The sequence below is a fragment of the Streptomyces sp. NPDC017225 genome (genome assembly GCF_044331465.1).
In the GTDB taxonomy this organism is placed as follows: Bacteria; Actinomycetota; Actinomycetes; order Streptomycetales; family Streptomycetaceae; genus Streptomyces.
On record NZ_JBIRNE010000003.1, the window covers coordinates 689,600 to 702,819 of the forward strand.

Annotated in this window: 13 protein-coding genes; 3 read left to right on the forward strand and 10 right to left on the reverse strand. The window is 72.9% G+C overall.

From position 1 onward, the window contains the following. Window positions 1–13 precede the first annotated feature (13 nt). From ACH4NX_RS10360 to ACH4NX_RS10380, 5 genes are all read right to left on the reverse strand, one after another. Window positions 14–1,012 (reverse strand): adenosine deaminase, encoded by a 999-nt coding sequence (locus ACH4NX_RS10360; RefSeq protein WP_351388000.1) that lies wholly within the window; start codon window positions 1,010–1,012, stop codon window positions 14–16. Window positions 1,013–1,032: 20 nt separating this feature from the next. Then, window positions 1,033–1,938 (reverse strand): ribonuclease Z, encoded by a 906-nt coding sequence (locus tag ACH4NX_RS10365; RefSeq protein ID WP_351387998.1) that lies wholly within the window; start codon window positions 1,936–1,938, stop codon window positions 1,033–1,035. 7 nt (window positions 1,939–1,945) lie between these two features. After that, complete coding sequence (locus ACH4NX_RS10370) at window positions 1,946–2,299, reverse strand: histidine triad nucleotide-binding protein (RefSeq protein WP_351387997.1); 354 nt, start codon at window positions 2,297–2,299, stop codon at window positions 1,946–1,948. A 118-nt stretch (window positions 2,300–2,417) separates the two neighbouring features. Next, entirely contained in the window at window positions 2,418–5,615 is a 3,198-nt protein-coding gene (locus ACH4NX_RS10375) for a S41 family peptidase (RefSeq protein WP_351387994.1), read from the reverse strand. A 72-nt stretch (window positions 5,616–5,687) separates the two neighbouring features. Continuing rightward, complete coding sequence (locus tag ACH4NX_RS10380) at window positions 5,688–6,224, reverse strand: hypothetical protein (RefSeq protein WP_351387992.1); 537 nt, start codon at window positions 6,222–6,224, stop codon at window positions 5,688–5,690. Between the two features lie 72 nt (window positions 6,225–6,296). On the opposite strand from ACH4NX_RS10380, the gene ACH4NX_RS10385 reads away from it, so the two are divergent. Continuing rightward, entirely contained in the window at window positions 6,297–6,653 is a 357-nt protein-coding gene (locus tag ACH4NX_RS10385) for a hypothetical protein (protein WP_398128529.1), read from the forward strand. Between the two features lie 33 nt (window positions 6,654–6,686). Here the strand turns inward: ACH4NX_RS10385 and ACH4NX_RS10390 are convergent, their stop codons facing one another. From ACH4NX_RS10390 to hrcA, 4 genes are all read right to left on the reverse strand, one after another. Beyond that, window positions 6,687–7,436 carry a 16S rRNA (uracil(1498)-N(3))-methyltransferase gene (locus ACH4NX_RS10390; protein WP_351387987.1) on the reverse strand — a complete coding sequence of 250 codons (750 nt, stop codon included), beginning with the start codon at window positions 7,434–7,436 and terminating at the stop codon, window positions 6,687–6,689. Next, entirely contained in the window at window positions 7,433–8,518 is a 1,086-nt protein-coding gene (locus ACH4NX_RS10395) for a nitronate monooxygenase (protein WP_351387985.1), read from the reverse strand. Before ACH4NX_RS10395 ends, ACH4NX_RS10390 begins: the two co-directional genes overlap by 4 nt. A gap of 145 nt (window positions 8,519–8,663) precedes the next feature. Then, window positions 8,664–9,800 (reverse strand): molecular chaperone DnaJ, encoded by a 1,137-nt coding sequence (dnaJ, locus tag ACH4NX_RS10400; protein ID WP_351387982.1) that lies wholly within the window; start codon window positions 9,798–9,800, stop codon window positions 8,664–8,666. After that, window positions 9,801–10,817, reverse strand: a complete 1,017-nt coding sequence (gene hrcA / locus ACH4NX_RS10405; protein ID WP_351387979.1) for a heat-inducible transcriptional repressor HrcA — start codon at window positions 10,815–10,817, stop codon at window positions 9,801–9,803. It abuts the gene before it with no gap. Between the two features lie 186 nt (window positions 10,818–11,003). On the opposite strand from hrcA, the gene ACH4NX_RS10410 reads away from it, so the two are divergent. After that, window positions 11,004–11,747 (forward strand): MBL fold metallo-hydrolase, encoded by a 744-nt coding sequence (locus ACH4NX_RS10410; protein ID WP_398128530.1) that lies wholly within the window; start codon window positions 11,004–11,006, stop codon window positions 11,745–11,747. A gap of 67 nt (window positions 11,748–11,814) precedes the next feature. After that, entirely contained in the window at window positions 11,815–12,627 is an 813-nt protein-coding gene (locus tag ACH4NX_RS10415; protein WP_398128531.1) for a DUF3097 domain-containing protein, read from the forward strand. On the opposite strand, the gene ACH4NX_RS10420 is transcribed toward ACH4NX_RS10415, so the two are convergent. Continuing rightward, window positions 12,605–13,183, reverse strand: coding sequence for a Uma2 family endonuclease (locus ACH4NX_RS10420; RefSeq protein WP_351387971.1), 579 nt, complete (start codon window positions 13,181–13,183; stop codon window positions 12,605–12,607). The genes ACH4NX_RS10415 and ACH4NX_RS10420 overlap by 23 nt on opposite strands. Between the last annotated feature and the right edge of the window lie 37 nt (window positions 13,184–13,220).

Sequence of the window (13,220 nt, forward strand, 5' to 3'; positions counted from 1 at the left end):
GGGACGGGACGGGTCACGCGGAGGGGAACTCGTACGCCTCCACCTCGGCGAGGTAACGGGCCCGCAGTTCCTCGTCGTCCTCCAGGAAGGAGGCGAGGAAGGAGTTGCGGGCCAGCTCCCGCAGCCGCTCCTCGGTGAGGCCGAGGGACTGGCGTACGGCGTCGAAGTTGTCGCCCGCGTAGCCGCCGAAGTAGGCCGGGTCGTCGGAGTTGACCGTGCAGAGCAGGCCCGCGTCGAGCATGGCGGGCAGCGGGTGGTCGGCGAGGGTGTCGACCGTGCGCAGCCGGACGTTGGACAGCGGGCACAGGGTCAGCGGGACGCGCTCGCGCACCAGCCGCTCGACCAGCGCCGGGTCCTCCACCGAGCGCAGGCCGTGGTCGATCCGTTCGACACCGAGGATGTCCAGGGCCTCGGTGACGTACTCCGGCGGCCCCTCCTCGCCCGCGTGCGCGACCCGGCGCAGCCCGAGGGCGGCGGCGGCCTCGTACACCTCGCGGAACTTCACCGGCGGGTGGCCGACCTCGGCCGAGTCCAGGCCGACGCCGGTGATGCGGTCGAGGTGGGGCTTCGCGGCGTCGAGGGTCGCGAGTGCCGACTCGGCGGACTCGTCGCGCAGGAAGCACATGATGAGGCGGGTGGAGACGCCGTGGTTGTCGCGGCTGGTGCCGAGCGCCCGCCACAGGCCCTCCACGACCGTGCCCATCCCCACGCCCCGGGCGAGGTGCGCCTGCGGGTCGAAGAAGATCTCCGCGTGCCGCACGCCCTGGGCGGCGGCACGGGCGAGGTAGGCGTTCGCCAGGTCCTCGAAGTCCCGCTCGGTGCGCAGGACGGCCATGAGCTCGTAGTACAGGTTCAGGAAGGACTGGAGGTCCTCGAACCGGTACGCCTCGCGCAGCGCGTCCGTGTCCGCGTACGGGAGGGACACGCCGTTGCGGGCGGCAAGCTCGAAGGCCAGCTCGGGCTCCAGGGTGCCTTCGATGTGGAGGTGCAGTTCAGCTTTGGGCAAGGGCATCAGAGAATCGTACGACCGTTTTACCGGCGTTTCGGAACCGGGACTCTCAGTAGGTCGTGGGCCACGGTCAGCTCACCGTCGTAGCCGGCCGCCCGGGCCTGCCGCTCGAACTCCCCGGGGTCCGAGTAGCGCTGGCTGAAGTGGGTCAGGACCAGGTGCCGTACGCCCGCGTCCCGGGCGGCCCGCGCGGCCTGGCCGGCGGTGAGGTGGCCGTGGTCGGTGGCGAGCGCCTCGTCCTCGTCGAGGAAGGTGGACTCGATGACCAGCAGGTCGCAGCCCTCGGCCAGCGCGTGCACGCCCTCGCAGAGCCGGGTGTCCATGACGAACGCGAACCGCTGGCCGCGCCGGATCTCGCTGACGTCGTCGAGCGGGACCCCGTTCAGCGAGCCCTCGCGCTGGATGCGGCCCACGTCGGGGCCCTTGATGCCGTGCGCGGCGAGGCGCTCGGGCAGCATGCGGCGGCCGTCGGGCTCGGTGAGGCGGTAGCCGTAGGACTCCACGGGGTGGGAGAGCCGGTGGGCGTCGAGGGTGTAGGCGGGGGTGACCGCGAGGACGCCGTCGGTGGCGACCGGGGCCTCGGTGAGGGTGACCGTCTCGCGGTAGGCGGTGGCGTACCGCAGGCGGTCGAAGAAGCGCCGGCCGGAGAGCGGGTAGTGGGCGGTGACCTCGTGCGGGACCCGGTCGAGGTTGATCCGCTGGATGACGCCCGCGAGGCCCAGGCTGTGGTCGCCGTGGAAGTGCGTGACGCAGATCCGGTTCAGGTCGTGGGCGGCGACCCCGGCGCGCAGCATCTGCCGCTGGGTGCCCTCGCCGGGGTCGAACAGGATGCCCTCGCCGTCCCAGCGCAGCAGGTAGCCGTTGTGGTTGCGGTGCCGGGTCGGGACCTGGCTGGCGGTGCCGAGGACCACCAGTTCGCGTACGGACACGGGACGCCTATCCGGGGGGCCATTCGAGGCCGCGGCCGCCGAGGACGTGGGCGTGGGTGTGCCAGACGGTCTGGCCCGCGCCGCTTCCGGTGTTGAAGACGGTGCGGTAGCTGTCCAGCTTTTCCTGGTCCGCGACCGCCCGGGTCTCGCGCAGGACGTCCGCGGCGAGTTCCGGGGCGCCGGCGGCGAGGGCGGCGGCGTCCCGGTAGTGCGCCTTGGGGATCACCAGGACGTGGGTGGGCGCCTGGGGGTTTATGTCCCGGAAGGCGACGGTCGTCTCGGTCTCGCGGACGATCGTCGCGGGGATCTGACCTGCGACGATCTTGCAGAACAGGCAGTCGTCCTGTGGTTCCCCTGTCATGGGGCTCTCCTCACGCCGGTGATCTTCTACGGCATCGTATCCGCCGGGCTGTGTGGCGGTCGGGCCGTGGGCCGCCCGCACCCGCGGGCTACGGCTACGGCTACGGCTACGGCTACGGCTACGGCAGGCTCGGCGGTGTCTTCGCCGGAGTCTCCTCCAGTGCCTCCAGCGCCAGCCTGATCGCCTCGTCCAGCTGGGGGTCGCGGCCCGCCGCGTGGTCCTGGGGGCGTTGGGGGACCTCGACGTCGGGGTCGACGCCGTGGTTCTCCACGCCCCAGCCGTAGCCCTCCAGCCAGAAGGCGTACTTGGGCTGGGTGATCAGCGTCCCGTCGACCAGCCGGTAGCGGCTGTCGATGCCGATGACGCCGCCCCAGGTGCGGGTGCCGACGACCGGGCCGATGCCGAGCGCCCTGATCGCGGCGTTGACGATGTCGCCGTCGGAACCGGAGAACTCGTTGGCGACGGCGACGACCGGTCCCCGGGGCGCGTCCAGCGGGTAGCTGGCGGGCCGCATGCCGCGCGGCAGGTCCCAGCCGACGATGCGCCGGGCCAGCTTCTCGACGACCAGCTGGGAGGTGTGGCCGCCGCGGTTCTCGCGGACGTCGACGACCAGGCCCTCCCGGGCCACCTCGACGCGCAGGTCGCGGTGGAGCTGGGCCCAGCCGGCGCCGACCATGTCGGGCACGTGCAGATAGCCGAGCCGGCCGCCGGACTTCTCATGGACGTAGGCGCGGCGGTCGGCGACCCAGGCGTGGTAGCGCAGGGGCTCCTCGTCGGCGAGGGGGACGACGACGGCGTGGCGCGGATCGCCGCCGCCGGACGGGGAGATGGTCAGCTCCACCGGCTTGCCCGCGGTGCCGACCAGCAGCGGGCCGGGCCCGGCGACCGGGTCCACGGGCTGTCCGGCGACGGCCACGATCGCGTCGCCGGCCCGCACGGCGACGCCGGGCGCGGCGAGCGGGGAACGGGCGTCGGGGTCGGAGGTCTCCGAGGGCAGGACGCGGTCGATGCGCCAGGCGCCGTCCTCGTGACGGGAGAGGTCGGCGCCGAGCAGGCCCTGCCGGGCGCCGGAGCCGTGGCCGCCGCGCGGGGCGACGTAGGCGTGCGAGGTGCCCAGTTCGCCGTGCACCTCCCACAGGAGGTCGACCAGGTCGTCGTGGGTGGCGAGGCGGTCCAGGACGGGCCGGTAGCGGTCGAGGACGCCGTCCCAGTCGACGCCGTTCATGTCGGGCCGCCAGAAGTTGTCCCGCATGACGCGGCCGGTCTCGTCGTACATCTGCCGCCACTCGGCGACCGGGTCGACGGTCTGCCGCACGCGGCTGAGGTCGACGGTGATGTTGGTGTCGCTGTCCTCGTCGCCCGAGGCCCGCCGGTCGCTGGGCACGACCTTGAGGCGTCCGTCGGCCCACAGCAGCACCCGCTTGCCGTCGCCGCTCACCTCGAAGTGGTCGGCGTCGGCGGCGAGGTGCTCGACGCGCTGCTGGGCGAGGTCGTAGCGCTCCAGCTCGGTGTGCGGGTCGGGGGCGTCCGGGGTGGCGCGGGAGGCGCCGAGGACGCCGGTGACCGGGTGCCGCAGCCACAGGACGCCGTCCTTGGCGGCGCGCAGCCGGGAGTAGCGGGCGGCCTCGACCGGGAAGGGCACGATGCGGTCGGCGAGGCCCTCGATGTCGATCCGGGTGGCCGGGGTGCCCTCGCTGTCGGGGGTCTCCTCCCGGTCCGGTGTCTCGAAGGGACGGCCGTGGCGCTGCGGACCGAAGGGCGACGGGGTGGTCGCGGCCAGCGTGATCAGGTACGGCCGGGCGCCCTCGACGAAGGCCAGGTCGAAGACGTGCTCGTCGTAGACCGGGTCGAAGGAGCGGGTGGAGAGGAAGGCGAGGTGCTTGCCGTCCAGGGTGAAGGCCGGGGAGTAGTCCTTGAAGCGCAGCGGGGTCGCCTCGCTCACCGACAGGTCGGTGGTGTTGGCGAGCTTGAGCTGGCGCAGCGGGTCCGGGCCGGGATGCGACCAGGCGAGCCAGGCGGAGTCGGGCGAGAAGACCAGCCCGGAGACGTCGCCGTCCTCACTGCGGTCGACCTCGCGGACCTCGCCGGTCTCCCGCTCGACGAGCAGGACGCGTCCGTCGTGCGAGGCGACGGCGGCGCGGCTGCCGTCGGGGGCCATGGCGAGAACCAGCACACGGCCGAGCTGTCCGGCGGCGAGGCGGCGCGCGGTGGCGCCGGGCGCGAGTCCGGTGGCGGGCGCGAACTCCAGGGCGTCGTCGCCCTCGGCGTCCGTCACCCACACCACCCACTCCTCGCCGTCGGCGCGGAAGGCGCGCGGCAGCCGGGTGCGGACGCCGGGCCGCGCGGCCAGCGCGCGGGCCGGTCCGGAGCGGTGGGTGATCCAGTGGACGCCGCCGCGTACGGCGACGGCGCTGCCGCGCGCGGTGTGGTCGGGGGACGCGGAGCCGAACCAGCGGGCGGCGTTCACCGGGTACGCCTGGAGGTCCACGCGCGAGCCGCCGACGCGGATGTCGAGCCGGCGCGGCTCGGCCGCCTCCAGGTCGTCCAGCGTCCACAGTTCACCGGCGCTGGAGTAGACGACGCGGGTGCCGTCGGTGGCGGCGTGCCGGGCGTAGAAACCGTCGAGAGGGGTGTGCCGGCGCAGGTCGGAGCCGTCGGCGACGGAGGAGTACAGGGCGCCGGTGCCCTCGTGGTCGGAGAGGAACGCGATGCGGTCGCCGACCCAGAAGGGATACTCGATGTTGCCGTCGAGGCCGGCGTGGAGCCGTACGAACTCGCCGTCGTCCTCGGCGTCGATCCACAGCTTGCCCGCCGTGCCGCCCCGGTAGCGCTTCCACCAGGCGGCCTCGCGGCCCATCGGCGCGGACAGCAGCACGGTGCGCGGTCCGTACGCGACGTCGCCGACGGGCCCGTACGGCAGGGTGGTGGCCGGTCCGCCGTCGAGCGGGACGGCACGGGCCCAGCTGCGGCGGAGGCTGGCCTGTCCGTAGGTGCTCAGGGCGAGGACCTGGCCCTCGGGGGTCCAGCCGCGTACCTGGGTCCTCAGGCTGCCCCAGTGGGTGAGGCGCTTGGCGGGGCCGCCGTCGGCGGAGGCGATGTGCACCTCGGGGGCGCCGTCGCGGGTGGAGGTCCAGGCGACCGTGGTGCCGTCGGGCGAGACGCGGGGGTGGTTCACCGGTACGTTGTCGGCGCTGACCCGCCAGGCCCGGCCGCCGTCGAGCGGGGCGAGCCACACGTCGTCCTCGGCGGTGAAGGCGACCAACTCGCCGTGCGGGTGCGGAAAACGGAGGTAGGCAGGCGCTGCGGGCTGTGTCACCCCCTCACCCTATGCAGGGGCGGGGCCCGCCGACAGAGGTTTGGATCACATACCGGCCACCGGGCCACCGGCCTATTTGCCCTCGACCGGTCGGCAGTGCGGGTCGTCCGGGCACCAGATGGTGCGGGTGACGGTCACCGTGGGCCCCGGCCGGTGCGGGGAGGGCCGGTCGTCCGGCGGGGCGCTCGTGGTGTCGCAGTTGCCCAGCCCCTTGACGCGGAACCACTCCTCGCCGTCCACCTTCGCGGTGAGATCGCCGCGCACACAGGCGCCGTTGACGACCCGGGTCACCTCGCCGTCGACGGTGATGTCCTTCCCGTCGCCGGTCTCCCCCTCGCAGTCGACGGAGGCGACGGTGTCCTCACCGGCCGAGGCGGTGGCACCGCCGTCGCCTCCGCCGCCGTCTCCGTCGCCGACGGAGGCGGTGCAGGTGATCCACCGGACGTCCGCCTTCTGCCGCTCCAGTTCGCGGGTCACGGTCTGGTCGGTCGTGAGCGCCACCGACGCGGAGCTGAGTCCGCCCGGGTCGCACGCGACCACACCGCCGACGGCGACCACCGAACCGACGACCACCGGAGCCACACGCCATATCCGCCTCAATGCCCCCATGGAGGGCAGCCTGCCACCGGTGCGGGGCCCGCGGTAGAGCGCATACGGGCCACCTCTCGCTACCGTGGGCCCATGAGCGGCGGACGGCGGCCGAGAAGGCTCGTCGTGGACGAGACAGCCACCTACGTGTGGTCGGTGCGTCACCGGCACAGCGTCACGGGCTCGTGCGCGGAGGTCCTCACCCTGGCCCGGGACGGGACGCGGACCCGCCTGCTCTTCCGGAGCGGCGAGGGACGGTTCGTCCCCGACGGCTTCCTGCACTCGGGCTGCGTGGCTGTGCGGGACGCGTCGCTCAACCTGCACGAACCCGGTGTCGTACGGGCCTTCGTCGACGAGGGGGCCCGGCGCGGGCTGCTCGACCGGTCCGCGGACCTGGACGGCTGGGAGCTGTTCCAGGCGGTCGCCGCGGCCCGCGCGGTGGACGGCTGAACCGTACGGTCAGGCGCGGCCGTCGTCGCCGCCTCAGGACCAGCGGCCCGTGCGGGCCAGGAGGAGCGCCGTCGCCGCGGTGCCGGCCGTGGAGGTGCGCAGGACGCTGCGCCCCAGACGGTAGGGCTTCGCGCCGGCCTCGGCGAAGAGGGCCAACTCCTCGGGGGAGACCCCGCCTTCGGGGCCGACGACCAGCACGATGTCACCGGTGGTGGGGAGTTCGGTGGCGGCCAGCGGCTCGTCGCCGCTCTCGTGGAGTACGGCGGCGAAGTCGGCGTCGGCCAGAAGTGAGGCAACCTGCTTGCTCGTCGCCGCGTCCGCGACGTCGGGGAAGCGGACCCGGCGGGACTGCTTGCCGGCCTCCCGGGCCGTCGCCCGCCACTTGCCGAGCGCCTTCAGGCCGCGGTCGCCCTTCCACTGGGTGATGCAGCGGGACGCCGCCCACGGCACGATCGCGTCGACACCGACCTCGGTCATCGTCTCGACGGCCAGCTCACCGCGGTCACCCTTGGGCAGGGCCTGGACGACGGTGACACGGGGCCGCTCCTCGGGCTCCTCGCGCACGCCGTCCACGACGGTGACGACGAGCCGGTCCTTGCCCTCGGCGGTCTTCACCACGCCCTCGGCCCAGCGCCCGCGTCCGTCGGTGAGGACGACGTCCTCACCGGTCCGCAGCCGCTTCACGGAGACGGCGTGCCGTCCCTCGGGGCCGTCGAGGACGTACTCGCCGCCGGGCAGGTCCCCCGGCTGGAGGGAGCCGACCACGAACACCGGTGCCGTCATCGGCCCGTACCTCCCGTCGCGAGACCCGACAACGCTGTCCCCGCGGTGGCGAGTTCGGCCACCAGCACCTCCACCAGCTGACCGGCGGGGAGTTCCCGGGCCATCCGGTGGCCCTGTCCCGCCCAGAGCGCCATGCCCTGCGCGTCGCCCGCCTTCGCCGCCGCCTTGCGCAGCGGGGCGGTGAGGTGGTGGACCTCCGGGTAGGCGGCGGGGGCGTAGGGGCCGTGCTCGCGCAGGAAGCGGTTGACCAGGCCGCGGGCGGGGCGGCCGGAGAAGGCGCGGGTCAGCTCGGTGCGGACGAACAGGGGGTTGGTCAGCGCCTGCTTGTGCAGCGCGTGCGCGCCGGACTCGGAGGTGGCGAGGAAGGCGGTGCCGAGCTGGGCGGCGCTCGCGCCGGCCGCGAGGACCGCGGCGATCTGACCACCGCGCATGATGCCGCCGGCGGCGATGACCGGCAGGTGCACCGCCTCCCGGACCTGGGCGACCAGCGACAGCAGTCCGGTGCCGGCGCCGCCCGTCTCCGGGTTGTCCCGGTGGGTGCCCTGGTGTCCGCCGGCCTCGGCGCCCTGCGCGATCACCGCGTCGGCGCCGGACAGCTCCACGGCCCGGGCCTCCTCCGCGGTGGTCGCGGCGACCAGGGCGAAGGTGCCGACCCGGTGCAGGGAGTCGACGACCTCACGGCTCGGGACGCCGAAGTGGAACGACACCACCGGCACCGGGTTGTCCAGCAGCACCGCGAGCTTGGTGTCGTAGCCGTCGTCCCGGCCGCACTCGGGGTCACCGAGCTCCGTCTCGTACCAGGCGGCCTCACCGGCCAGCTGGTGGGCGTAGACCCCGACTGCGGACGGGTCGGCCGACTCCGGCTGCGGCATGAAGAGGTTGACGCCGAAAGGGCGGGCGGTCAGTCCCCGCAACTGCTTGATCTCCTGGTACATCCCGTCCGCGGTCTTGTACCCGGCGGCCAGGAATCCCAGTCCGCCCGCCTCGCAGACCGCGGCGGCGAGCCGCGGCACGGAGACGCCGCCCGCCATGGGCGCCTGCACGATCGGATAGGGGAAAAGATCGGTCAGTGCGGAGGACATGACCGCATGGTGTCACGTCCTGTGGACGGGTCCGAATCCGGGCTTCCGTCGGCATACGCCAGGAGCATCCCCGTCGCGCGACCGTCCCGTACCCATGGGAAAGCCCCTGGCGCGGGCCTCGCCAGGGGCTTGTGGGCACCGGGTGTCAGCGCCCGTTGAACGCGTCCTTCAACCGCGAGAACAGCCCTTGCTGCCCGGGCTGGAACTGTCCCTGCGGACGCTCCTCGCCACGCAGCTTGGCCAGCTCGCGGAGCAGGCGTTCCTGCTCGGGGTCGAGCTTGCTCGGGGTCAGGACCTCGACGTGGACGATGAGGTCGCCCCGGCCGCCGCCGCGCAGGTGGGTGACGCCGCGCCCGTGCAGCGGGACCGACTGGCCGGACTGGGTGCCCGGGCGGATGTCGATCTCCTCCACGCCGTCGAGCGTCTCCAGCGGCACCTTCGTGCCCAGGGCCGCCGCCGTCATCGGGATGGTGACCGTGCAGTGCAGGTCGTCGCCCCGGCGCTGGAAGGTCGAGTGGGGCAGTTCGTGGATCTCGACGTACAGGTCACCGGCGGGGCCGCCGCCGGGGCCGACCTCGCCCTCGCCCGCGAGCTGGATCCGGGTGCCGTTGTCGACGCCGGCCGGGATCTTCACGGTCAGGGTGCGCCGGGAGCGGACCCGGCCGTCGCCCGCGCACTCGGGGCACGGGGTCGGGACCACGGTGCCGAAACCCTGGCACTGCGGGCAGGGGCGCGAGGTCATGACCTGGCCCAGGAAGGACCGCGTGACCTGCGACACCTCACCGCGACCACGGCACATGTCGCACGTCTGGGCACTGGTGCCCGGGGCGGCGCCCTCGCCGTTGCAGGTGTTGCAGACGACCGCGGTGTCGACCTGGATGTCCTTGGTCGTACCGAAGGCCGCCTCGTCCAGCTCGACCTCGATGCGGATCATCGCGTCCTGGCCGCGGCGGGTGCGCGAGCGCGGCCCGCGCTGCGACGCCGTACCGAAGAACGCGTCCATGATGTCCGAGAAGTTCCCGAAGCCACCCGCGCCGAAGCCACCCGCGCCACCGCCGCCGGCCTGCGAGAGGGGGTCGCCGCCGAGGTCGTAGACCTGCTTCTTCTGCGGGTCCGACAACACCTCGTAGGCGGCGTTGATCTCCTTGAACCGCTCCTGGGTCTTCGGATCGGGGTTGACGTCCGGATGCAGCTCGCGGGCGAGCCTCCGGAACGCCTTCTTGATCTCGTCCTGGGACGCGTCGCGGCGTACGCCGAGTACGGCGTAGTAGTCCGTGGCCACCTACGACTCCGCCAGGATCTGTCCGACGTACCGTGCCACTGCGCGTACCGCTCCCATCGTTCCCGGGTAATCCATGCGGGTCGGTCCGACCACGCCGAGCTTGGCAACCGCCTCGCCGCCCGAACCGTAGCCCACCGACACGACGGACGTTGAGTTGAGTCCTTCGTGGGCGTTCTCATGACCGATACGGACGGTCACGCCCGGATCCTTCGCCTCGCCGAGCAGCTTGAGGAGCACGACCTGCTCCTCCAGCGCCTCGAGGACGGGTCGGATCACCAAGGGGAAGTCGTGCCCGAAGCGGGTCAGATTGGCGGTGCCGCCGATCATCAGCCGCTCCTCGTTCTCCTCGACCAGCGTCTCCAGGAGAGTGGAGAGCACGGTGGAGACCGTACCCCGGTCCTCGGCCTCGAAGGCCTCCGCCAGGTCCTCCACCAGGCTCGGCACGTCCGAGAAGCGGCGCCCGGCGACCCGGCTGTTGAGCCGCGCGCGCAGGTCCGCCAGGGACGCCTCGCCGAACGGCGCCGGGCAGTCGACCATCCGCTGCTCGACCCGGCCGGTGTCGGTGATCAGCACCAGCATCAGCCGCGCGGGCGCCAGGGAGAGCAACTCCACGTGCCGCACGGTCGAGCGGGTCAGCGACGGGTACTGCACGACGGCGACCTGCCGGGTCAGCTGCGCGAGCAGCCGCACCGTGCGGGCCACCACGTCGTCGAGGTCGACGGCGCCCTCCAGGAAGTTCTGGATGGCACGCCGCTCGGGCCCGGTCATCGGCTTGACGCCGGCCAGCTTGTCGACGAAGAGCCGGTAGCCCTTGTCGGTCGGGATGCGCCCGGCGCTGGTGTGCGGCTGGGCGATGAACCCCTCGTCCTCCAGGGCCGCCATGTCGTTGCGCACGGTGGCCGGTGAGACGCCGAGGTTGTGCCGCTCGGTGAGGGCCTTGGAGCCGACCGGCTCCTCGGTGCCGACGTAGTCCTGGACGATGGCGCGCAGCACCTCGAGCCTGCGTTCACTGAGCACTCGCGCACACCTCCAAGATCTCGTCGTCCGCCGGCGTCCTGCCGGGGGCCCCACTGTCTTCCCTGGCACTCACGGTGCGCGAGTGCCAGACTTCCCCGGCCCAGTGTACGGCCGTGGGGTACGCCCCCGGCAAGGCCGGGGCACGCCCTCCGTGCGCGGAGGCGGCACAGCGCTAGCGTCGTCGCCGTGACGGTGACTTGGGAGGACCTGGGGTGGGAGCGGCTGGCGGCGGGGGTGGGGCGGCGCCGGCTGCCGGTGTGGGACTGCACGGCGGGGCTGGTCGTCGGCGCGGACGCGGCGCTGATGGTCGACGCGGGGTCGAGTCTCGGTGAGGGCGCCCGGTTGCGCGCGGGGGCGCGGGAACTCGCCGGTCACCATGTGACACATCTCGCGCTGACGCACCCGCACTTCGACCACGTTTTCGGCGCGGCGGCGTTCGCGGGTCCCCGGGGCACGGAGGTCTACGGCGCGGTGGGGACGGACGCGGTGTTCGCGCGGGGCGGACAGGGGCGGGAGGCGCTCCGTTCGGACGCGGTGGCGGAGGGGCTGGACGCGCGGGCGGCGCGGGAGGCGGCCGACGCTCTCGTCCGCGTCGGCCACGAGGTCCGCGGCGAGCGCACGCTCGACCTGGGCGGCGGCCGGCGGGTCCTGCTCGCCGACGTGGGCCCGGGGCACACCGCCCACGATCTCGCGGTGCTGGTGCCGGGCGACCCGGCGGTCGTCTTCTGCGGTGACCTGGTCGAGGAGTCGGGGGAGCCGCAGGCGGGCCCGGACGCCGTACCGGCACGCTGGCCGGCCGCGCTGGACCGGCTGCTGGACCTGGGCGGCGAGGACGCTCTGTACGTTCCCGGTCACGGAGCGGTGGTGGACGCGGGCTTCGTGCGGGCTCAACGGGACGCGCTGGCTGCCCGGTTCGGCGTGTCGCGCTGATCACGACGGACCCGGTTCAGCGTGTCGGACCGATCACGACGCGCCCGCTTCTCGTACCGTCATCAGAATGCGCCAGTACTCCGCCGACCTGACCCCTCCGTGGAAGAAACCGCAGCCGGTTCCGGAGGTCCCGGCCGATCCCGGCCTGGTGGTCGAGGAGCCCGGCACCGGTTTCTGCGGCGCGGTGATCGGCTGCGAGGCGGGCACGGTGACCCTGGAGGACCGCTTCGGCAAGCACCGGGTGTTCCCGATGGAGCCGCGCGGCTTCCTGCTGGAGGGGCGGGTGGTGACGCTGGTCCGCCCCTCCTCCGGTCCGGCGCGCCCCTCCCGTACGGCGTCCGGTTCGGTCGCCGTCCCCGGCGCACGCGCGCGGGTCGCGCGCGCCGGGCGCATCTACGTCGAGGGGCGGCACGACGCCGAGCTGGTCGAGAAGGTGTGGGGCGACGACCTGCGCATCGAGGGTGTCGTCGTGGAGTACCTGGGCGGCGTGGACGATCTCCCGTCGATCGTCGCCGAGTTCGCCCCCGGTCCGGACGCGCGGCTCGGGGTCCTGGTGGACCACCTGGTGCCGGGTTCGAAGGAGTGGCGGATCGCGGAGGCGGTGACGAGCGAGCACGCGCTGGTCGTGGGGCACCCGTACATCGACATCTGGGAGGCGGTGAAGCCGTCGTCCCTGGGGATTCCCGGCTGGCCGCGGGTGCCGCGCGGGCAGGACTGGAAGACGGGGGTGTGCCGGGCGCTGGGGTGGCCGCCGGAGAACACGGGCGCGGTGTGGCAGGCGATCCTGGCGCGGGTGGGGTCTTACAAGGACCTGGAGCCGCAGCTGCTGGGGCGGGTGGAGGAGCTGATCGATTTCGTCACGGGTAGCGGTGGGGCCTGACGCCGGGGAAGGTGCCGAAACCACTGGTGTCCAGCTCGATTCCCAGGACGTCCAGCGCAACCGGTTCACCGAACTTCGCGATGTGCTGCGTCCGGTAGTCGGCTTGGTCCCCCTTTCCGTCGGGATCCGTCAACAGGACGCACTGCGCCATGATCGGATCAACGATGAGGTAGGCGGACACTTCACCCGCGGCGTAGATCGAGCGCTTCACACCGTAATCCCGGTGAACACTGGTTTTGGAAACCACCTCGACGACCATGGTGATCAGCTGGGACGGAATCAGGCGGCCCGCCTCGGGCAAGGCATCAGGTGCCACGACGACCAGGTCTGGCACGGGCACGCTGGCCTCGTCCAGGATGTCGATGTCCTGTGTCTGGAGGCCGTACCAGCGTTCGAGGGGAATCTGCCTGCTCATCAGCAAAACGATGATGTTGTGCACCAGATCAGGACTGGCCATCATCACGATTTCCCCCCGGAGAAGCTCAGCTGTGAGGCCCTCCGGAGGTTCGAAATCCTCGAGGAACTTGGCCATCCCGTACTCGTCCACAGCGGTCATCTCCGTGGCCCTCCACATCCGCCGCGTCCTTTTGGCG

Excerpts from the sequence above, each read along its gene's own strand:
- ACH4NX_RS10360 (WP_351388000.1), bottom strand. The coding sequence starts at position 1,012 with ATGCCCTTGCCCAAAGCTGAACTGCACCTCCACATCGAAGGCACCCTG.
- ACH4NX_RS10370 (WP_351387997.1), bottom strand. The coding sequence starts at position 2,299 with ATGACAGGGGAACCACAGGACGACTGCCTGTTCTGCAAGATCGTCGCA.
- ACH4NX_RS10380 (WP_351387992.1), bottom strand. The coding sequence starts at position 6,224 with ATGGGGGCATTGAGGCGGATATGGCGTGTGGCTCCGGTGGTCGTCGGT.
- ACH4NX_RS10385 (WP_398128529.1), top strand. The coding sequence starts at position 6,297 with ATGAGCGGCGGACGGCGGCCGAGAAGGCTCGTCGTGGACGAGACAGCC.
- ACH4NX_RS10390 (WP_351387987.1), bottom strand. The coding sequence starts at position 7,436 with ATGACGGCACCGGTGTTCGTGGTCGGCTCCCTCCAGCCGGGGGACCTG.
- ACH4NX_RS10395 (WP_351387985.1), bottom strand. The coding sequence starts at position 8,518 with ATGTCCTCCGCACTGACCGATCTTTTCCCCTATCCGATCGTGCAGGCG.
- ACH4NX_RS10415 (WP_398128531.1), top strand. The coding sequence starts at position 11,815 with ATGCGCCAGTACTCCGCCGACCTGACCCCTCCGTGGAAGAAACCGCAG.
- ACH4NX_RS10420 (WP_351387971.1), bottom strand. The coding sequence starts at position 13,183 with ATGACCGCTGTGGACGAGTACGGGATGGCCAAGTTCCTCGAGGATTTC.